Source organism: Pontibacter diazotrophicus (assembly GCF_003367245.1).
Taxonomy (GTDB): Bacteria; Bacteroidota; Bacteroidia; order Cytophagales; family Hymenobacteraceae; genus Pontibacter; species Pontibacter diazotrophicus.
On the sequence record NZ_QRGR01000009.1, the window covers coordinates 238,837 to 261,113 of the forward strand.

Sequence of the window (22,277 nt, forward strand, 5' to 3'; positions counted from 1 at the left end):
GGAAGATGTAAAGCCTTTTGCTCACGCTAACCCGGCCACGGTGGAGGAATGGCAGCTTCCGCAGAGTCCTGATGCAACGGCAGCGAAGTCAGACGGAAGTTAAGACGGTCTTTTTGACATATCTTCTTCCATAAAGAAATGGACATGATAAACCAAAGTAAAATAATACTCCTGTTAAGCTTCTTCCTGTTTCTGAACCTGACACAGGCTACTGCGCAGCGGCAAATGGAATACCTGAACCGTGGCGTGGTAGCTGTACCTGCAGGTGGTGATTCAGTGTTTGTGAGCTGGCGCATGCTCGGAACAGAACCAGAAGAAACAGCCTTTAACCTGTACCGGAAAACAGGTAATAATAAGAAGCCTGTGAAGCTAAATAAAAAGCCGATTACCGAAAGCACGAATTACACAGATGCTGGAGTAAGCCAGAGTCAGGCAACTGCTTATTTTGTGAGACCGGTGCTGAACGGAAAAGAGCAGGAGCCTTCTGAAGCCGCAGCCGTATGGCGCCAGAACTACCTGACCCTTCCGCTACAAACGCCGGAGGGCTACTCTCCTAACGATGCTTCTGTAGGTGACTTGGACGGGGACGGGCAGTATGAAATCATCGTCCACATGACCGGCAGGAGCCGCGACACACCTTCAAACGGCTTCACCGACGAACCTATTTTTCATGCTTATACCCTGGAGGGTAAACTGCTCTGGAAGATAAACCTGGGCAAGAACATCCGGGAAGGTGCTCACTACACCCAGTTCATCGTCATCGACATGGATGGAGACGGCATCGCAGAGTTCGCCTGTAAAACCGCCGACGGCACTGTAGACGGAAAAGGCAAAGTAATTGGCGATGCCTCAAAAGACTGGCGCGATAAAAACGGGAAAATCCTGCAAGGGCCGGAGTATTTTACTGTGTTTGATGGGCGAACGGGTGCAGCACTTGCTACCGCCGACTTTATACCCGGCAGAGGCGATTTGTGCGGCTGGGGCGGCGTGGGTGGCAACAGTGGCAACGACTGCGATGGCAATCGGGTAGATCGTTTCCTGGCTGGTGCCGCCTACCTGGACGGCAAACTGCCCAGTGTGCTGATGGCCCGCGGCTACTATGGCCGTTCCGTGATAGCCGCCTGGGACTGGCGCGATGGCAAACTGACTTCCCGTTGGGTGTTTGATTCAGAAGACGGTGAAAATCCTTTTTCCGGCCAGGGCAATCATAGCCTGAGCGTAAACGACATAGACAGAGACGGCAAAGACGAAATTGTTTACGGTGCGATGGCAGTAGATGACAACGGCCAGGGCATCTACACCACCGGTCTCCGCCACGGCGATGCTTTGCACGTAAGTCAGCTTGATCCAAGCAACCCCGACCAGTTGGCCTGGGGCATCCATGAGAACGAAACAAACGCAACCGGCTATGGCGTTGCCCTATACAACGCCCGGACAGGAGATATTATCTGGGGAGGCGAAGAAGGGAAAGATGTAGGTCGTGGCCTGGCTGCGGACATCGATCCACGTAACCCGGGAGCAGAAATGTGGTGGAACGGCAACAAGGGGTTGTATAATGTAAAGGGCGAAAGAATCAGCAAGAACCCCTCTTCCACCAATTTCGCCATCTGGTGGGACGGTGACCTGCTGCGGGAGCTCCTCAACGGCAACCACATCGACAAGTGGGATTATGCGCAGGAGCAACAGGTGCGTTTACTCACAGCGGAAGGGGCTACCTCTAATAACGGCACCAAAGCAACGCCTGCCTTAAGCGCTGACCTGTTTGGCGATTGGCGCGAGGAAGTAATTCTCAGAACAGAAGATAACCAAAGTCTCCGCATCTATACCACCATCATTCCTACAAACCACCGCCTCTACACTTTGATGCATAACCCGCAGTACCGCCTGAGCGTTTCCTGGCAAAATGTTGGGTACAACCAGCCACCGCACACCAGTTTCTACCTAGGGCATGGTATGCAAAAGCCGCCCCGCCCGGATATAGTAGTACCTACTAAAGGAGGCACAAAAACAGGAACCTCTAAACGCTAACCAACAACCCTGGCGCCGGTATCCAACCGGTGACGTAAAGTGGGTGCGAGTCTCCAAACTTGCTGGTGTTTCCCGGGTCAAACCACCCCTGCCCCTCCTGGGGGTGCAGGGGCCCCCTTTAGAGTCTAAGGAGGGGAGTCTGCTGATTCGTTTTGCCCTACGCCTTTTTCATATTCAATGCTTTACTGCTAAACCCGCTCCTGTTGCAGTTTTCCTATCCTACAACCCCTCCGGATGCAGCGGCACCATCATGATATCACTGTCTGTGAGCATACTGGAGTTGAAGAGCACCCATTTTCCATCAGGGCTGATGGATTGATGAGCATGCGCCTGACTTGAAAACGGACTTTTGGTGTTGGGACGGTGGCCCGTCGTGAGTAGCGTAGCATCACCTGTTTCTATATTGATTCGATAGATGTTTCCGTCGAAAGAATCGCCTACTGCCCATTTTAAATCCTTTGTGCCTGCAGCATGCCAGTAGCCTCCTAACTCTTTCGCCTGCTCCAATCGTTTAACGACTTCATTGGTGCGGATGTTAAACAGGACAATGCCTGTAGGGTTCTTTCTCAACCGATCAATATGCCCCATGATATTGAACATGATGTGGTCGGGACCTGCAAATATTTCGTGCGTTACCCACTCATCCGCCTTTTCTTTGTAGACGGGCCGGTTCGTTACTTTACCATTCTTATCAACACGCAACACCCACATCCGCTGCGGCGCATCACCACCTGTTTCCCAGCAGTACATCATCTCTCCTGAAACAAAGGGGTTCGCCTGAAAATGGCCTGTTCTGAAAGGTACTTCTATAAGCTTCGTCGTTTTGTTGCTGTCAAAATCCACGCTGTAAATAGCGGAGTGATCGTTAGCTGCTCTTGTTGAGAAGAAGATTCTTTTGTCGTTTATGTCCAAACACATCCCGCCTGGCTTCAGGTCGTCAGGAATTGTGGCTACTACCTTTTCATAGCTTGCGGGGTCCTTCACTTTCCCCTGTTTACTGTCATCGAGCAACGCGGCCAGGTTCACTTCCACTACCTGGTTATCGCGAATTTGAAAAGCTACGTTTCGCTTGTGTCCTAACAGCAGGTCGCCGCCGCTGCGGCCTGTCGTCACCTGAACAATCTCGTGGTTATCCATGGAGATAGCGTAATACTGCCGGACTCTCTGCGGTGTTTTGTCGCCAGCAAACGTTACGTTTCCTCCTGCTGCAGTATTCCTGTTTGAGCTGAATACAATATGCTTTCCATCAGCCGTCCAGTTAGGGTGATCCTGGTAAATCTTGGAGCTGCTATGCCTGGAGGTGGTTAGTGCTGTTATCTCAACGCCTGTTACAGGGTCCGTAATGGTGAGGCTTTCCGAAGGGAAACGCTGTCCAAAGATATCAGTACCCGCCATATCGAAGGTCTTATCTACATGTGCACGGTCTGCGTAATCTATACCTTCCACAACCTGGGCAGAGGCCGTCCAAGAAAGCACTAGAACACTTACACCTGCTATCACAATTCCGGCACCTCTTGCTGTCAGAAAAAGTAGTTGCAGTCGCTTTGCTATATGAAGGGTAGAACAGCTTATTTGCATAGTTTAGGAATATCTGGTTGAAATACCGTGTCAGGAAGACTTAGCTTTTAAATTCTTCAGTTGTATCAATTTTTACCATAGGTCTCCGCTGGCCAGGTGTCTGTCCGGAAAGGAGTAGCAGGCAGTCCGGCTTTGTTAAACAGGTTTGGCTCCGGTATCCGCTCCCAGGCAAACCGTACAGCTACGGGATTTTTCACCTGATCACTCCAGACCACCACCTTATCTCCTTCTATTTTAGCCTGCGCCGGCACAAACTGCTGATCAGCACCGGCAATGGTAAACTCTGTTAATTCTCCGCCCTTTGCTACCAAACCTCCCGCGACATGGTCAAACGATAGCTTTATCTTATCCTTCGCTACCTGCATTGATTTGTAGACAGGACCGGAATAGACGATATTTTTCTGCCCATAATCCTTTGCCAGTGCCCATAGTGCCAGCCGCTTTCCTACCACCTGCTTATTTTGCGGGTGAATATCCAGCGAGTCTCCGGCATCGGTGATAACGGCCATACCAGTGTTTGGTACCGCCTGCATGGTTAATAACTGTGCTTCCCGTATCTCCGGCCGCTGGCTCCGGTGCGGGGCAATCTGCACGAAGTAGAAAGGGAAATCGTTTTCCCAGCCTTGCCGCCAGTTGGCTATCATAGCCGGAAAAAGCTTACGGTACTGGTACGCTCTGTCAGCGTTGGACTCGCCCTGGTACCAGATAGCACCTTTGATAGTATAAGGCAACAGGGGCGCAATCATGGCATTGTATAGCTTGTAAGGCGACTTGTGATGCTTCGGCCCCATTGGCTCACGCGGGGCAGCGGCAGGTTTTTCACCTCTGTCCTTTGCTTTCTCCGACTCCTTTTTCCACTGTGCCAGTTCCTCCCTGTATACCTCTATCGCCTCCGGGTACTTTTCTACATCCACCGCATACCTTTCAAGTATCGGTATCAAGTCAGCGTCCGATTCCAGCACCTCCTTTTGGGTCCAGCCTTCTGCGGGTGTTCCGCCCCATGAGGTGTTTATCAAGCCTATCGGCAGTCCGGTCTTTTCATAGATTTCTCTCGCAAAGAAATAAGCCACTGCCGAAAAGTCTCCAACAGTAGCTGAACTGGCGACCTGCCAATCGCCCACTACATCCTGCTCCGGTTCGTCCGCTACTTCGCGTGCCACTGTAAACATCCTGATTTGAGGATAATTTGCCTTTGCTATTTCCTCTTTATAGTTCACCACACCCGTTGCCCAGCCGGAATTGTCAATCGGCGCGACAGGGAAATGCATGTTACTTTGCCCGGAGCAAATCCACACTTCGCCCGCCAGCACATTATTCAGTTGTATGACATTGTTCCCTTTGAAAAAGATGGTATAAGGCCCACCTGCCTTCGGAGTATTCAGCTTTACCTGCCAATTGCCGGTAGCATCAGCAGTAGCCTTTACCGTCCGGCTATTCCAACTTCCGGTCACTTCCACTGCTTCGCCCGGATCAGCCCAACCCCAAAGTGTTATACCTGTGTTCTGCTGCAAAACCATATTATCAGAAAGCAGGGCAGGAAGCTTTATGTTTGCCGCTAATCTGTTGCTGAAGAACAGCAGCAACAGGCATATTCCAAGACATCCTCTGAATCTAAAACTCATTTGAAGTTCGCTTTTTAAGTTTAGGGGAGATACTAGTTTGAACTAAAAGCACAGAACTGACAAGGTATAACATACTGAATCATATCAATTTATAGATAAAGAGTTCTTTGTCTAAAGTTCTTTTATGTTGATACTGAATGTAATATAATACCTTCAGTTCAGAAGACTATCCTGTGGTATAGGGTGCCGGCACATAATTGCAGGATTTCAGCAAGAGAGAGCGGTTAAATTCTTCCATGGCACATCTGCTTCAATGTCGCTATACTTTAACAGGATAGAGCAGGATAGGAATTCTGGCTTCGATGACTAATTTGGAGAAGACAAGTTTACCAGATGAACTTCAATTTCAGCAAATGCTCTGCGTTTTAGCAGGAGCTAATCAAGAAAACATACCTTCCATTATAAGATTCGGCAACCACGAGAGGCGGCACTGTAGAAAACATTTACATGCAGGACATCGAGATGAATGGCGTTGGCACTCCCATTGAAGTATCCATGAACAGGAACCCAAGCTACAGCTACTCTACTTTACCGGAAGGCTATTCTTATGAAACGATCCCGCAGCACTGGAAAACGATGCTACAGAAAGTAGAACCAGAAGAACGTGGCATTCCTAAGTTCAGGGATGTCTACATCTCCGACATTAGGGTTAAGGCTGCTAAAAAGGCTCTTTCTGCTGCTGGTATCCCACAATCTTCTGTAGAGAACTTCCACCTGAATGACATCGACATAGAAGCCGCTACGGCAGGCGAGATTACGCATGCCAAAAACTGGACGTTTGATGATGTTGACATCGACACGAAAGATGACAGCAAAATAGAAGTTAAGAACAGCACCAACGTAAAACTTTAAGATCTGGCTGTTGAACCTGCTATGTACAATACCATTCATCTGAATACTGCATACGAAGCTGTTCTACAGAACCCATTCCTGCTCCTCCTAAGAGGGGCCCTACCCCCAGGAGGGGAATCTGCAGACACGTAAGATACAATGCGCATGAATCAGCTGATATTTGTATTATCGGTTCGCTTATGCACCTTCTTTTAATAGAGAAGCCCTTGTCCCGCATGATGCCGGGGCAAGGGCTTCTACTTAAGCACAACCTTCATAAGAAAAATGACAGTCCTATTCAGTAAGGCAACAGGTACGGCCAGTTCTTTTGATATTAGCCTTTTGACGATGCGCTTCCTTCTGTGTCTGCTTTCCTCGTACAGCGGGCTTCCTAAACTTAATGTGCCACGTCTTTAGACGACCATTTCTCTTGCTAAAAAGTCAATTCCTTCAGGTGCCTCCACCGCAACAGCACTGTGGTAAACTTATTCTTTTGCCAACCTACGCAAGTAATGCCGCTATAAAACCTTGAAAAAAGAAAAAGCCTGTGACTCTAGGATGGTCCAGGCTCTTTCCAGGCAATGTATGAAGAATTACTTTTTGATCAGCTTATATTGCTGCCATTTTCCTTTTGCTTGAATGTTAATGATGTATAAGCCCGCTTTCAACTTATTGCCGGTTCTGGCTGACTGCTCCCCATTATTCTGCTCTACTTTTCTGCCTAACTGGTCATAAATCACATACTCAAATGCTCCTTCTGACTCAATTACAAAGTCGCCTGAAGAAGGATTAGGGTAAACAATTGGAGCAACAGTTTCCTGCTGTAGTAGCTGCTGTACATTCGAAACTGTAGTTACATTTATATTTACCGGCGTTAGGCTAAATTGCTGGTGTTCTCCTCCATCAAAAGACCACTGCTTCACATTAGCCCCATCGGCCATAGAAGCTGCTTCTACCGTAATGGATTGGCCGCTGTGCTTGTTCACGATGTTGTAGTAGCCATTGCCCAGCCTGATAAGCTCCCACTGTTGGTTGGCTTTTCCTTCATAGGCCCATTGCATGATGTTAGCACCTTCCGCAGTAGCAGACTGCGCTCTTACTCCTATTGCCTGTCCGCAGTTTACGCTGGTTATGCTGTAATAGCCTTCGCCCACACTGCTCAGCATCCATTGCTGATTGTCTGTTGCACCAGGAGTGCGCTGCACTACATTTCCGTTCCCATTCTTCGTGCAGGACTTATTTAAATCCAGGGCCATGGCGCTGTGCAAAGCAGAGATGGTATAAATACCGTCGAGAGGCATCGGAGTTGCCTTTGCTCCATTGGAATTGGTGACGCCTGTGGCATCAGTTATTTTGATCCAGTACCAGTATGTAGTACCGTTCTGCACCGAATTATCTGTATAAGTTCTTGCATCGGCACGCAACGATTGGATCCTGGTCCTCCCGGAAGGGTTGGAATCGGTATCACGGAAAATCTCCAGCGCTGTAATGTCTTCGATATTCTCAACAGTCCAGCTCAGGTCCACAAACCTGTCTCCTCCAGTGGCAGTGAGCACCACCTCTTTTGGCGGCGGTGGCGGTGTGCTGCCCTCCGGCGTTGCCTGGGCTGCATTGGAACCGTGCGCTTTACCGTCTACACCAATTACTTTGAGCCAGTACCAGTAAGGAGTACCGTTTGTAACCGTAGCATCAGTGAAAGTGGTTTCGCCTGCTCCTACAATACCAACCCTGCCCCTGCCATTTGGGTTGGAGTCCGTATCACGGAAAATTTCCACGTGGCGGATATTGACGTTTTCGATGCTCCAGTTCAGGTCCACTTTTCCGTCGCCGCCGGTGGCAGCCAGTTCTACAATGGCCGGTGGCGGCGGTAACGTAACCCCCTCAGGTGTGGCACTTGCAGCAGCAGAGTTCACGACAATCCCATTGGCATCAAAGCCCTTAATCCAGTAATAATAGGTGGTGCCGTTTGTCAGCCCCTCGTCTATATGAGACTTTACTGTTCCGCTTAGTTGGGCAACTCTGGTTCTGCCATTCGGATCGGGGTCTGTATCCCGGTATACCTCCAGGCGGGACAGCTCATAGTTAAGGGTAGACCATCCCAGGTAGGCTTTTGCATCGCCGCCACGTGCTGTTAAATAAATGGCTGATGTTGGATTTTCAGGAGCCTCAACCATCGCAATGGAAGGAGTTGGCGGCGTCTCCATGCCTTCGCCTACATAAAAGCTGGTGTGCGGGGGCTGGTTATAGCCTACGTTTTGCCAGGCAACAGCCGCCCGGTATTGCGCATCGTGCATAAAGGTATAGAACCTGTGCGTGGTGGGGATGGTGGTGGTAAAGATCAGCAGTTCGCTGTTGTTGTTATGGCGGTAAATGACTTCCTCGCGCCAGTCGCCCATGATGTCGGCGCTCAGGCCGGGATTGGCTTTTGTGCCGTTGTTTCTCTCGGCGCCAAAGTCGTGGGCAGAAAGCAGTCTCTCCTGTGCACTGCTGGTATAGTTCCACTTGTCCAGCACGGTACCGTCCAGGAGTTCGCGCTGCAAATCGCCATCCCACCAGTTGCCAAAGTTCATGCTTCCTGGCTTGGCAGCTGAAATTTCTTCGCCTTTTGCATTATACAAGCCTCCTCTTGGTCCCCAGGCTTCATAGCCTTTGTGGCCGGGGTCAATATCGGCGGTCATGGCACGGCCAATGTCGCCGGTGGTGGGCACCCCCCAAAGCTTTTCGCCGGTAGCTGCATCGCGCATCCAGAGGCCATTACCATCGTATTGTGCCTGTGATTCATGCGCAGACCAGGATTCCAGGCCCGGGCGGTCAGGGTCCAGATCGCCCACGTGCTGGGCATCGCCATGGCCCAGGCCAGTAGTATAGAGACCTGTGCCGTCATCATCGATCGCCATAGAGCCAAAAACCACTTCATCTTTGCCGTCGCCATCCACATCGTTAATGCTGAGGCTGTGGTTGCCCTGGCCGGCATAGGCTCCGTTTCCTTCTGTATTCGTATCAAACACCCAGCGCTGGGTTAGCTGCCCGTTGCGCCAATCCCAGGCTGCCAAAACAGTGCGGGTATAGTAGCCGCGGGTAAACAGCAGGCTGGGGCGCTGCCCATCAAAATAACCTACTCCCGCCAAAAAGCGGTCTACGCGGTTGCCATAGTCATCGCCCCAACTGGCTACGTTGCCGCGGGCAGGTACATAATCCGTGGTTGCCATAGCGGCTCCTGTCTCTCCATTAAAGACTGTTAGAAACTCCGGACCATGCAGAATGTATCCGCCAGTATTACGATAATCAACATCGGGGTTTCCGATAATGGTACCTGCTCCATCCACTGTACCATCGGCGGTTTTGCAGGCCAGTTCAGCCTTACCGTCGCTGTCCAAGTCATACACGATAAACTGGGTATAGTGAGCACCGGCGCGAATGTTGCGGCCCAGGTCGATACGCCACATCCGTGTGCCGTTCATTTTATAGGCGTCGAGGTACACATTGCCGGTAAAGCCGGCCTGGGAGTTGTCTTTGGCGTTAGAGGGATCCCATTTCACGATGATTTCATACTCACCGTCGCCATCCAGGTCGCCTACACTGCAGTCGCCGGGGCTGTAGGTGTAGCTCACACCATCGGGTGTGGTGCCGCCGGCAGGCCGCTGCAAGGGAAGGCGCTTGAAAGGCTCTGCCCAGACGGTAGCGGGGGCAGATGCTGCCTGTTCCTGACCGTCAATGACCGGCCGGACAGTATACTCCTCATCTGAGCTTGTATCATCGGTATAATTGGTGGCGCCTGTGATGGGTGCTTCGTTTAGTTTACTCGACCCCCGGTACAGGTTAAAGGCGATGTTATCGGGATCTGTGCCCAGCATGCGCCAGCTCACAAATACCTGGCTGCTGCTGGTTCTGACAGCAACTACCCCCCGCCCGAGGTTTTCCATGTGGCGTTGGGCAATGACGGCAGTAAAGGTGAACAGCAGCATCAGCAACAGCCCTATTCTTCTGTATAGAAAGGATGGGCAGTGTGTTTGCCGGGGGATGTCTTCTTCTGAATCTTCTCTTGCTATAGAACAGTGAGTGGATGGAATCTGTAGTATTTTTTTCATGCACCAGCGTATTAAAAGTGAAATATTAAACTATACCTTATTTGATTCAGGTCATCGGTTAACATGCCCTTCAGCAAGGCATGATTCCATTTTACTTCCCCAGCACATGAAGCCTTTTAAAAACAGCTGTTTACGGGTGAGCCAGATGCAAACGAATACGTTGGCTTTTCAGGCTTTTTTAGCTGCTGTCCCTTTAAAAGTACTTGTAAACCCCTCCTCCTACGCTTCTTTCATTTCTGCACTATAACAAGATGTTAAAACTTCATTCTTTATAACAACTTCTTATCTCTTACTTCTAAAGCGTTTGTATCCAAATTATTAATTAATTTATTTAAGGCTATCCTGCAGTATCCTGCATAGTACAAATAACAGCCACCTGTATCTGCCAAAAACCATTACTTGCTATAAATAATCATAATAATACCTTGCATTTTAATATAACGAAAGCGATAAAACAAAAAGAGCATCACATTGGATGCTCTTTTTGTTTTATTTTTTTAAATTCTTCACCAGCGGTTTTAGCTTTAATTCTCTTATTCCTTCAACAGCCAGTTCAGCGACCTTCAGGGCTCCGGGTTCCTGCATGTGCGTGTCGTCTTTCAGGCCGTCGGGGTATTTGGGGTGGTCGCCCGGCTCCAGCCACATGTACAGCTTCTTAGATTCCTCTTCCCCCAGTGACTGCACATAGTCTCCTGTTTTCCTGTTCAGGTCAATCAGCGGCACCTTCAGTTCTGCGGCTACCTCACGCGTAATGTCCGGGTAAGGGCCGATGGCTGTGTTCACTTTTCCCTGTTCATCAAACTTACGGGTCGTGATGGAGGTCAGCAGCACCGGATTTGCTTTTTTGGCACACACTTCCTTGACAAATTTTCTCAGGTTATTCCGGTAGTCTTCCGGCGTAGTATGGCGTGCCGGGCTACTGGAGTTATCGTTATGCCCGAACTGTATGAATACCCAGTCGCCTTTCTGCAGATTATCCACAATACCCTTCCAGCGTTCCTCATTTATAAAGGTACGGGTGCTCCGCCCGCCAATGGCCCTGTTTACCACCTTCACGTCCTCATCAAAAAACAGTTCCAGGTACTGGCCCCAGCCCCGCATGGGTGTTTCAGTTTCTTTATAGGTTTGCATGGTGGAGTCTCCAGCCAGGTAAATGGTGATTTCCTTTTTCGCCGGAAAGGTAAAGCCTGCCAGCAGCAGGCACAGTAGAAGTATTTTGCAGTTCTTCAGCATATCAGATTTTAAAAAATAAACTCATGCATAACCCTGCCGGCTTTGTATACCAGCCGGTTAAATTTGTCACCGTTCAGGTTTTCTCATAACGTTGCAGGTGCAGTTTACCCGCCGTATGTAACTTTATTGGTTTGTTGAGTTATTTGTCTAACTCCAGACTGGCTAAGATGAAAGGCCCTGTTCCCTTCGGATCGTTTGTACGGATAGGCTCGTTTACATAGTACTCGTATGTCCCGTCCCGGTAAGGGTTGCCACCCAGCCCTGCTACTGCACATACTTTGTGCAGCAGCACCTCACCATCCGGCTTCACTTCTATCATGTTATCGATAATCCCCTTAAAACCCTTCCCGGCAACTTTCCGATACTGCTTGTCCAGGTATCCTTTGTTGGCACCTTTGGCCAGCGCATACACAAACATACTGGAAGCCGATGCCTCCAGATAGTTGCCTTCCCGCGCGCCCTGGTCCACCACCTGGTACCAAAGCCCTGTTTTAGCGTCCTGGTACTTTTGCAGTGCCGGTGCCAGCCGCTGCAGGATGCCGATGATTTCGTTGCGCCTCGGGTGGTCCTGCGGGAAGAAATCGAGCACATCCACCAGGGCCATGGCATACCACCCCATCGCCCTGCCCCAGAAATGTGGGGAAGTGCCTGTCTTCGGGTTTGCCCATGGCTGGAACCTGCTCTCGTCCCAGCCATGGTAGAGCAAGCCGGTTCGAGCATCTCTGGTCTTTTTCTCCAGCAGAACCAATTGATTTGCCACCTCATCGAAGGCCGCGTTATCGCCAAACCTTTTGCCATATTGCGCCAGGAAGGGAGCTCCCATATAAGCACCGTCGAGCCACATTTGCCAGGGGTAACGCAGCTTGTGCCAGTAGCCTCCTTCTGTTGTGCGGGGCTGCCACTTCATCTGGTGGCGCAACGTCTCGATGGCTACCTTGTATTTCTCATCTTTGGTTCGCTTGTAAAGGTTAAAAAGTATCTTGCCGGAGTTTACCATATCAATGTTGAAAGAGGCGGCATCATAGGTTCTGATGTTTCCCTTCTCATCAAGCATCACATCCGGGTAAGCTTTAATGTAGTCCCGGTACTGTTGCCTGGGGTGCTGCTTGTCCATTTCCTCGAAGGCATGCAGCACCAGCCCCTGCGGATAACTCCACACTGGCTCTTCTGAGAACTCTATCATCCAAGGCTCCGGGTTGTTTTTGATGATAGACAATGCCATTCTCTCTGACCATTTCAGGGATTTCGGAATATCGGGCACAGCCGGAGGTGTACCAGCTGATAGTGAAGTCAGCAAAACCAGTAAAAGCAGGGTGACACCGGGTATACCCAGCCTGCTTGTTCTTTTTATCATGGCACAGTTTTTAAGGTTAAGGCATTTTATGGAGCCCCTCCCACTTCACTTTCCACTTTCCGTTATCCGGAAAGCCTGGAGCAGGCTTGTCAGGAGCACCATCCCAGCCTGCGGCCATCATGGCTACAGCAGTAAGTAAGCCCCCATTGCCGGGCAGGTAAATCCGCAGCCGCTTATCCTGGTAATTGTGCCCGTTTGGCAGGTACGTGTTCTTCTGAGTGTCCATAAACAAGGCGGCCACTGCTTTTTCCGGTTCTCCCAACCTGGCCGCACTCATCGCCATCATCGGGTAGTCCCAGCCCCAGGTGGTCTCCCATTGCCACTTATCCAGAATTTCGTTGAACGTATGCAGCATCACGGCTGTATCTATTTTTTCGCTGAGCGGCAGCACGCCATAGGCACCCACTACCACGGGGTGGTCGTGGCGGAAGGAGTCGTCCTGGTAGGCTTGCGGATGCGTGGCACTTGGCAGGTACAAACTATCTTTTATAGCCAACGGAGCCAGTTGGTCCATCACCGCCTGCCACTTCTCATTTTCGGGCAAGCCGAGGCGCTTTCTCCACTCCTGTGCCACCGACAGCGCATAATGCCAGTAGGCGAGTTCAAAAGGCGGATCGTTTGTTTCATGCGCCGGGAACAGCTCCTGGGCTGGTATCAGGGGAGCTGCCAGATGATACCGCTGATCCCCGGCATCATACGTGGGGAACGAAGCCATGAAGTCTGCCGTCTCAAAAACGAGGTCTCTGTATTTCTCCAGCGTGGCCTGGTTTGGGCGCTGCCGGTACACCAGTTCGGAAAAGTAAATAATATGCGGCTGCTGCCAGATAAGGTAGGGACCAATGCTGGACGGGCTTTCATTCCCGGCCGGGTCAGTCATCTTCTGCCACCTTACCCCCTCATAGCCCTGCCACCTGGCGGTGGCCCTGGCTTTCGGCAGTACTTTGTGGTACCAGGGCAGGCTTTTCTTCAGCAGTTCCAGCCTGTCCCACAGCGCAAAATGCACCCCGTGCCACCAATGCATTTCCAGGTGATGCTTGCCGTACCAGCTGTTCATGGTCAGCCCTGTCTCCTGGGGCGGCAGGTTTCCGGCACATTGTATTCTGGTGAGGTACTGCGACAAAACCACCCGCCTTTCCAGCTCCTGTGCCCTTGGGTCCGTTGACCCGGAGAAGTCGATGGCTCCCCCCTCTGTCCAGAATCTTTGCCAATTGGTTTTGCTGCTGGCTTGCGTCGCCTCGTAATCCGGGATATCGCTTGCCTGCCTCTGGCTGAACAAGACGCTGAACTCCATGCTCTCCTGGTCTGCTGACGGGGTTAGCTCGAAATAGTGCCTTTCCTTCTGGTCCAGTTGCCCCTTTTCACTCCAGCGTATGCCTGTGTAGTAGATGGTAGAGTCCAGCTGCCGTTTCAGCTGCACCTGGTTCACTCCTGCTTCAGATGGGGCCAGCGTGGTGGTATGCCTTTCCTGGCTCTCCCAGTCGTACCCCGGGCAAACATGGCATTCGGCACCATAGGGGAACCTCAGGGTTACTTTTAGTTTTTGCCTGCTGATGAGCGGGGACGTAATGCGCGCCGCCAGGCCGTCTTTCTCCTGGTGCCCGTAAAGCTCTACCGTCACGGGTACGCCCTCCACCTCATACCTGCTTTCAATCTTACCCGACCAAAGGTCCAGTTTCTGATGAACGTTCTGCAGTTCATTTACCTGCACCTGCTCCCCGTTTTCCTTCAGCAGCACCAGCCCTACCACGCCCAGGTGCAGCCTGTGCGGGTTGGCACGCAGCCAGTCCATGGCATCCACCTTACGGCCTGCACCTTTGTGCTGCACCGGAAAGGGAATTACGCGGCCATTGGCAGCTGTATCGTATTGGGCAACGTCCTCCAAGGTATAGTTCTGGTCTGTTGGAATAACATGCCAGCCCCACTGCGACTGTGTTCCCAGGGGCACTCCGTTTTCGTAGTATTGCGGGTAGCTCTGCAGCCCCGACACATCCACTGTAAAAGCAAACCCGCCATTGCCTACCGATAAGGAGGCGAGCGTATCTGGTGCCGTTAAGGTAATGTTGTGGCGGCTTACGAGCGCCTGCCGGTCTATCTTTTCGGGTGTACTGCCGGTTGTGGTGCCATCGGAAGCGCTGCACCCAAACAGGAGCACGAGCGCAAAGGCAGCGGTATACTTACTGACAACACATAATACCCGCTTACTCCCTCTCATAGCGCGCTTACTTCTTTTGTAGTGGCTGTGCTGTAAGGCGTAATAGTTACCGGACCAAGCAAACCCGAAGGCATGGGCTTCCACACCGAGGCATCAAATGGTTTATAGTCGATGTTCACGAAGTTTATCTCGTGGTACTTCCGCCATTCTATTCCCTTCTGGTCCATGTCGCGGATGCGGTTGGCCATCAGGTTCGCCACCTCCACCTTCAGCGTGTTGTTGCCTGGCTTCAGATACCGGCCTACTCTTGCCTGAAACGGGATACTTCCTAAGACACCTACCTCTTGTCCGTTTACCCAGACACGCGCGCTTTCGCTTACTTTGCCTAAATCCAATACATACTCTTCTGCGTTTTTAGCAGGCATCTCAAACGAGATGGTATACTCACCTGTACCCGAAAAGGCTTCCGCTTTTTTGTCGCCAAGCGCTGTCCAGGATTTCAGTTGGCTAAGCTTCTGGTCTACAGGCAGTTCAGGGCCACCCTGTGTAAAGCGCAAAGCCCATTCTCCTTTTACTTCTATCGGGGCACCGGCTTTCTCCAGGTATTGCCACGCCAGCACATTGGGTGCCGGGCCTGATGCTGCTTTTAGGATTAGCGCTTCCCCTGCCTTTAGCTGTACCCGCACATTTGTTTTGTCGTTTTCCGTTGAGGCCATGGCCAGGCCGGAGTTGCCGCTTTGCGGGTCCATCAGCACCACAGACTGCGCCGCCATGTTTAGAGGAATGGTCGTGTCGATGGCGTTGGGGGTATGGTTCACCAGGTAATAATACTTGCCATCACTTACCTGGCGCCGCGTAAATTTCAGACCGGTATCTGTGAGTGCCTCCCGCTGAATGCCCTTAAACTCCAGCGCCTGCTGCACATTGCCAGCGAGCAGCACCTCCCCGTTTCCTGTTTTCATTTGCCTGATGCCGTTGCCTGCATCTGTAAACGCCAGCGACGCCTTCAGTTGGTTTAGCTGCTGTCTGCGTTCCTCCAGGTTATGCAAGCCCGGCACATCGGCAGGCAACTCTTCTACTATAACGGTGGCTCCTTCTTTGGCCAGTTGCAGGACCCTCTCGAAGGTCTGAACCGACATGTGTTTGCTCTGCGGGATGATCAGCACTTTATGTGCGGGAGCCGCTGCCGCTGTCATGATGTTCCCCTCCTTTACGCTGGCATCCTGCAGCATTTTGTCCGAAACGAAGTCAAGGGAGTAACCGGCCTCCATCAGCTGCTTCGACTGCTTGTAAAATTGTGTCGGGTGAAGCCACTCGTCAATGTCATGCACTTTTATCAGCATCTCCATGCCTTCCGGCTTGCTCCACACATCGTGAATCGGCCAGTACACCAGCAACTCGTTATCAGCTTTACCAGACTGCAGCACAGACTGCACCCGCGTAATATAGTTGTTAAACCCACTAAACTGGGACCACAGACTGTTTGCCGGCGTCAGGTTGAGGGAGGCATAAAACAGCCAGCCCGGCCACGCTACATCTTCCGGAGAGTAGGTAACCCCGTGGTAGAACACATGATTAACGCCGGAGAGAAATACCTGCTCCACTTCCGGTTTCATCTGGGAATAAGAGGTTTTGAAATGCTCGCCCAGCCAGGTAAAGGTTTCACTTGAAACCAGGTTCTTACCCGTAAGATGCGCAGCTGAAGAAGCAAACTTGAGCATGATCGGGTCCGGATCCACATTGCGTACATCGGCACTGTCGCGACGCAGGCCCGGGATCGGGAAATAGCTGGAGCCGAAGGTTTCGCATTCCGGAATGTCTACAGCGGCGTACAGGTCGAGCAGGTTACCCGGTGAACCGTGCGCCTGGTTCTTCGTGATGCTGTTGCGTTGGTGCGCCCATTCATTCCATGGTTCATAGAAATGGTCCAGTAACATTTCGCCCATTGTTTCACGATAATCAGACTTCAGGCGGGCAACTGTTTCAGTGTGTTCCTCGCTTACCAACTCGCGCAGATACGGGCGCAGGTCGTAGCCTCTGCGCTTCTGAAATTCCTCAAAAAACTCCGGCGACCAATCAGCTCCATATACTTCGTAGCTGTCGTTGTAAAAAGCTCTTACGCCGTAGTTCTGGTCATTAAAAACGCTGCTAAACCGCTCCAGGTAAGTCTCTACCGCATCCTCTGAAAGGTGGTTCAGGGTATAGCCCACCCCTCCGGGAGCCGCCCTTTTCACCATCTGCCGCGTCTTTCCGTTGAAGGCAGCGTATAGCGTCCAGTTGCCGGCTTTCGGTGTCCAGTTAAGTTTCCCGTCCTGCCCGACTTTATCCGTTATGTTCTCTATTTCGCCTTTGTCGCTGTAGGCCATCACCGCCTGTAGCGAAGCGCCCACTTCCTGCTGCTTCGGGTCCTTAACAACAATTTTCTCCTTTAGCGCCTGCCCGCCTTTCAGCTGATATGTTTGCACAATCAGCCTCGAAGCAGCATGCTCCGGTTTCACCTGCGGACCACCAAATGGCCAGCCTGTTCCCTGGGTCATGTCTACTGTCATACCCGCCTCCCCTGCTTTCTTCACAGTATAATCAAGTATGTTCATCCATTGGGGAGAAAGAAAATCAATGTACCTGCTTTCATAATCCATTGCCCCATAGATTGGTGCTATCTCCACACCACCGATGCCTGCCGCCGCATACTCATCCAGCAGCCTGTTAATATTCTGTTCATCTACCGCACTGCCCATCCACCACCAGCGGGTCCAGGGGCGGTTTTCTTTTTTCACTTCCGGCCATACCGCTGCGTTTTGTGCCTGCAGGGTGCCTGCTGTGTCTGCTATAGCATCAGAAGAAGCCTGCGGTTGGCGGCAGTTCGTCAGGATGGTGCTGCAGAGGAGAAGCGTAGAAAGGAATTTGAATTTATGCGCCATATAATTTATTTTATCATTGTGTTTGGCGTTTCTCGCGCCACTTTTTTTATAAGCAAGTCATAACCTGAGCCTGCATCACTCCCGTTAGTTTAAAAGAGGTAAGCTAAATCCTACATCATCGGCGAACCCTTCGAAACAGTCCCAGCGGGAGCGGCCTGCTAATTTATATCAACAGGCCGCTCCGCTGGAGCTTAGGAGTATACATGAACCAGGGGCTATCGACAGGTCGTCCCGCTGGGACTAAACCTAGATGAAGCTTTTTGCAGAATTTTCATTTAAACTCAATCTTCTATTTTACTCTAAATAAAACACCTCTTTTAGAGGAACACTTACCGGGGAGTTATCAGAATTGGTATCCATGATATCGGCCATATATGCCCACCACTTCTGCACAATTGCTGTGCTTCCTAAGTCCTGCGAAGAGGCTCCATCCTGCTTCTGCACGGCAAATAGGGTGTTTGTTTCTTCATCGAAAAAAATGGAATAATCGCGCACTCCAGCCTCTTTCAGGAGTTGTGCCAGTTCCGGCCATATCTCGTCGTGGCGTTTTTTATACTCTGCCTCGTATCCGAGCTTTAATTTCATCTTAAAAGCTATCCGCTGCATTTGTCTTGTCTGTCTGTTCAGGTTATAAAATAGAAAGTGTTCCTGTAAAGTATTGCTCCTGCTTTATAACTCACCTCCTGCATTCTGAAAAACACGCTTACTTTTTGTTTTGCTTCCGCTGCCTGTCATACTCTACTAACTGCGCAAAAGGCACTACATTCGCGCGTGCAGCCCAGGCATCGTAAAGTTTTTCCATTTGCTTCACTTTTACCGGAAGGCGGGCACTGAGGTCATTCAGCTCTGACCGGTCTGATTTCATGTTGTAAAGCGCCCACTTATTTTCGGGATAGAGGGAAACAAGCTTCCAGTCGCCTTGCCTGACAGCGCGGTTGCCTTCATGCTCAAAGAAAATAGCCTCGTGCCCCTGCCACTGCTGGCTGTTGAAAAGAGAAGCCATACTTACGCCTTCCATCGGCTTGATGGTGTTTCCTTTATAGGTTTTAGGATAAGTTACCCCGGCCAGTTCCAGGCTGGTCGCCATGAGGTCGATGATGTGTGCCGGTTGGTGGCTGATGCTGCCTGCCTGTATAGTGCCCGGGTAATACGCAATGAACGGAGTAGAAATACCTCCTTCGTGCTCCCAGCGCTTGAACTTACGAAAGGGGGTGTTGCTCACATTGGCTCCTTCATATTGATAAGCTGTAAAAGAGGTCGGATCGCTGGCTGGCTTTTTACTTGCCTCCAGGATTTCAGGGGTGAAACCAGGGCCTTCAATGGCTTCGTAGCTGCCGCCATTGTCCGACAGGAACATGATGATGGTGTTCTTATCTTCTCCCAGTTCCTTAAGCTTCTGCCTAAGCCTGCCGATGTTCTGATCCATGCGATCAACCATAGCGGCATACACCGCCATTTTCTCGTCCCACCTTCTTTTCTCTTCTTCTGAAAGAGACTCCCACGCCGGCACGTTCTCGTCCCGTGGCGACAACCTAATAGCACGAGAGATGATGCCCATTTCCTGCATGCGCCGGAAACGTTCTTCCCGCATTTTATCCCAGCCTTTCATGTAACGCCCCCTGTATTTGGCAATGTCTTCCTCCAGTGCATGCAGGGGCCAGTGCGGAGCGGTATACGCCAGGTACAAGAAGAACGGTTTGCCTTTTTCTTTTCCTTCTTCTATAAACTTCAAGGCATAGTCGGTGTAGGCATCGGTAGCGTAAAAACCTTCTCCTGGTGTGTAAGGGGCATCATCCAGCGCGTAGGTCAGCTTTTGATTGGGGCGGTAAGGGCGATTGCCGAAATAGCTGTTGGCACCGTCCAGCAAACCAAAGTAACGGTCGAAGCCCTGCTTTACCGGCCAATGCTCTTTGCGGTCGTTCAGGTGCCACTTACCGGTCATGTAGGTGCTGTAGCCTCCTTCTTTCAAGGCTTCGGCTATGGTGACGCACTCTTCGTTCAACATGCCCCGGTAACCTGGCTCCTCTCTTTCGTTTACCATGTGCCCCACCCCTGCCTGGTGCGGGTAAAGGCCTGTGAGAAGGGAAGCGCGTGTGGGGCAGCAGCGGGAGGAATTATAGAATTGAGTCATTTTAAAGCCACCTTCTGCCATGGCATCCAGGTTGGGTGTTTCTATCTCAGAACCGAAGGAGCCAATATCAGAGTAACCCATATCATCGGCCAGAATGATGATGATATTGGGCTTGGTTTCCCGTGGAGACAGGCTTAGCAAAAGGCCTGTCGCAAAAATCAGCGAAAGACTCAGGATACGTTTCTTCATTGTAAAGAGGCCTTAAGAAATGGGGTTCATGCGCTGCCGTTCTTTTGTGAGCGCTTGTAACCTACATAATTTTACACGTTGATGCTCAAGCTACTATTTTTTAAGCAAAAGATTGTCCTGCTATATCCTGCCTCTGGGCGGAAAGTGTGAGACTACTGGCTTGACTTATAAAGCAGGAACGGAATTGTTCCCAGAAATGAGAACTACAAAACTTCCTCTTTTTTAATTGCAGGAAAGCAGATAGGTATCAATCTGACAAAGTGTGTAACAAAGAACAAGGCTGAACTCAAGTGCAAGATGTGGAACGGCTTAAATTTTATTTCAACGCTTTGCTTTATACCGGCTTCTATTTTGATTATGACTCTTTAAGGGACTGTATAGGAGAAGTGTATATTATTGATTTAATTAGAAGCCTTACCCAATGTTGTTTACCTTAGTTAGAAGGATAAGCTTGTTAATGAAAATGGTCAAAGAGATAGAGGGTATTTTTGAAAACAGCGGTAAAAAAGACTAAACCACTTCTGTACATAATGCTGATAAGCCGAATAACTCCTTTAGCTGCTAGTTGGCACAAATTCATAAAGACAAATGAACCATTCTAAAATAGTCCTAACCTTAGTTTTTCTTCTTGGAATAACCTTGGTGAATTGTGGTAAGGAAGAAAGCTGTCCCACTTTCAAAGGTTATTTCTTTGATATTCAAGGAATAAGCAGTGTGGTTCACCACTACCAACATAGTCCTACTGTAGCTCCTCCTCTAGAAGACAATGCAAAATTGGCATTCAATGATTATCATGGCTTAACACTTAGATATTCCGTCAACTACCTAAGCTCGTTACAGGAACCAGCAAGAAGAAATGGATTTGGACAGGTGTATGCGCTTTCCTGTTTCTCAAGTGGAGAAGGAGGGTCTAAATTAGAAAAATACGAAAATATAACAGTTGTCACATTAAATGATTTTAACGCTCAGTATAAGAAAGGAGATACAATCAATGAAATAATGACTGTCGGCTTCAATGAGTCAATTAGAGATTTCATCACTTCCAGAGATACAGTGGAAATTGAAACGCAAAGCATGAATTTTAAGCTAAATGAACCTCCCTCCTTAAATTCAAAATTCAAAGTAAAAGTCATCATCGAACTGAGCACTGGTGAAATTTACTCAAAAGAATCTACGACTGTTGAATTTAAATAAAACTAGTGCCAACAAGGTATAAAAGCCATACTTCGGCTACGCCTCATTCGCTTTTTATACAAGCCGGTTACCCACCATTTAAAAAACAAACTGCATAAAAATGACAAACTATAAAACCATTCAAAAAAGCTTAATTGCAGTTTTGTGCTTAACATCTACTTTTCTATTTGGACAAGTTCAAGAAAAATCGGAAGTATACAAAACCATAATATCAAAGGACAGCCTGCTTTTTAATGTAGGCTTTAATACTTGCGATATTAGCCAATTTGAGAACTTATTGAGCAACAATCTTGAATTTTTACACGATAAAGATGGGATTTCCGATAAAAAGGAATTTTTATCTAATTTAAAAAACGGATTGTGCGGTTCGCCCGATAAATACCAATCAAGAAGAGAGTTAATAAAATCGAGTACAGAAATTTATCCGCTTTATAAAAATGACACTATTTATGGAGCAATTCAAAACGGTACGCATAGATTTTATGAAACAATTGGAGGAAAAAAAGAAAGCTTTGCAAGTTCAGCTAAATTCTCAAATGTTTGGCTTTTAGAAAGCGGACAATGGAAACTGTCCAAAAGTTTGAGTTTTGACCATCAAGCAAGTTTTGACATTTCCAATGCAACTTCGATTTTCGATAATGACAAAGAAATACAGAAATGGTTAAAGTCCAACAATGTCCCAACTTTAGGAATTGGTATTATTAATAGCGGAAAACTTCAACAAGTAAAGGTATTTGGCGAACTTGATAAAGGAAAAACTGCACCTTATAATACGATTTTTAATGTAGCTTCTTTAGCGAAACCAGTTACAGCGATGGTGGCGTTGAAACGTATCCGGCCGACCAAGTACGTCTTTCCCTCTGTTGTAGCAGTTTCTACTTTTGTTGAAAAACAAGATGATAGAACAGAAAGAAGAGATGCTACGCCTGGTGGCGGTTTATGAGGAAAGCGGTGTG

Annotated in this window: 13 protein-coding genes; 4 read left to right on the top strand and 9 right to left on the bottom strand. The window is 49.6% G+C overall.

Going from position 1 to position 22,277, the window contains the following annotated elements:
* Positions 1-138: 138 nt before the first annotated feature.
* Positions 139-2,028, top strand: a complete 1,890-nt coding sequence (locus tag DXT99_RS10200; protein WP_181885085.1) for a rhamnogalacturonan lyase — start codon at positions 139-141, stop codon at positions 2,026-2,028.
* Positions 2,029-2,247: 219 nt separating this feature from the next.
* On the opposite strand, the gene DXT99_RS10205 is transcribed toward DXT99_RS10200, so the two are convergent.
* Both DXT99_RS10205 and DXT99_RS10210 read right to left on the bottom strand, forming a co-directional pair.
* A complete protein-coding gene (locus DXT99_RS10205; RefSeq protein WP_115565438.1) occupies positions 2,248-3,606 on the bottom strand; it encodes a TolB-like translocation protein in 1,359 nt (452 codons plus the stop codon).
* A gap of 65 nt (positions 3,607-3,671) precedes the next feature.
* Positions 3,672-5,228 (bottom strand): sialate O-acetylesterase, encoded by a 1,557-nt coding sequence (locus DXT99_RS10210; protein ID WP_115565439.1) that lies wholly within the window; start codon positions 5,226-5,228, stop codon positions 3,672-3,674.
* Between the two features lie 447 nt (positions 5,229-5,675).
* Here DXT99_RS10210 and DXT99_RS10215 point away from each other — a divergent pair, with 447 nt between their 5' ends.
* On the top strand, positions 5,676-6,080 hold the full coding sequence (locus DXT99_RS10215; RefSeq protein WP_115565440.1) for a glycoside hydrolase family protein: 405 nt from the start codon (positions 5,676-5,678) through the stop codon (positions 6,078-6,080).
* Between the two features lie 572 nt (positions 6,081-6,652).
* Here the strand turns inward: DXT99_RS10215 and DXT99_RS27875 are convergent.
* From DXT99_RS27875 to DXT99_RS10250, 7 genes are all read right to left on the bottom strand, one after another.
* Positions 6,653-10,147 carry a rhamnogalacturonan lyase family protein gene (locus DXT99_RS27875; protein ID WP_147294199.1) on the bottom strand — a complete coding sequence of 1,165 codons (3,495 nt, stop codon included), beginning with the start codon at positions 10,145-10,147 and terminating at the stop codon, positions 6,653-6,655.
* 489 nt (positions 10,148-10,636) lie between these two features.
* Positions 10,637-11,380 (bottom strand): rhamnogalacturonan acetylesterase, encoded by a 744-nt coding sequence (locus DXT99_RS10225; RefSeq protein ID WP_115565442.1) that lies wholly within the window; start codon positions 11,378-11,380, stop codon positions 10,637-10,639.
* Positions 11,381-11,519: 139 nt separating this feature from the next.
* Positions 11,520-12,734 carry a glycoside hydrolase family 88/105 protein gene (locus DXT99_RS10230; RefSeq protein ID WP_115565443.1) on the bottom strand — a complete coding sequence of 405 codons (1,215 nt, stop codon included), beginning with the start codon at positions 12,732-12,734 and terminating at the stop codon, positions 11,520-11,522.
* Between the two features lie 16 nt (positions 12,735-12,750).
* Positions 12,751-14,946: a hypothetical protein gene (locus tag DXT99_RS10235; RefSeq protein ID WP_246000630.1), complete on the bottom strand. Its 2,196-nt coding sequence runs from the start codon at positions 14,944-14,946 to the stop codon at positions 12,751-12,753.
* Entirely contained in the window at positions 14,943-17,807 is a 2,865-nt protein-coding gene (locus DXT99_RS10240; RefSeq protein ID WP_115565444.1) for a glycosyl hydrolase, read from the bottom strand. Before DXT99_RS10240 ends, DXT99_RS10235 begins: the two co-directional genes overlap by 4 nt.
* A 294-nt stretch (positions 17,808-18,101) precedes the next feature.
* Positions 18,102-18,413: an L-rhamnose mutarotase gene (gene rhaM, locus DXT99_RS10245; protein ID WP_115565445.1), complete on the bottom strand. Its 312-nt coding sequence runs from the start codon at positions 18,411-18,413 to the stop codon at positions 18,102-18,104.
* A 97-nt stretch (positions 18,414-18,510) separates the two neighbouring features.
* Positions 18,511-20,127 (bottom strand): arylsulfatase, encoded by a 1,617-nt coding sequence (locus tag DXT99_RS10250; protein WP_115565446.1) that lies wholly within the window; start codon positions 20,125-20,127, stop codon positions 18,511-18,513.
* 588 nt (positions 20,128-20,715) lie between these two features.
* Between DXT99_RS10250 and DXT99_RS10255 the strand changes: the two genes are divergently transcribed.
* A complete protein-coding gene (locus tag DXT99_RS10255; RefSeq protein ID WP_115565447.1) occupies positions 20,716-21,321 on the top strand; it encodes a hypothetical protein in 606 nt (201 codons plus the stop codon).
* A gap of 100 nt (positions 21,322-21,421) precedes the next feature.
* The gene (locus DXT99_RS10260) at positions 21,422-22,264 is read left to right on the top strand and encodes a nuclear transport factor 2 family protein (protein WP_115565448.1); all 843 of its coding nucleotides are present in this window, start codon (positions 21,422-21,424) and stop codon (positions 22,262-22,264) included.
* Positions 22,265-22,277 lie beyond the last annotated feature (13 nt).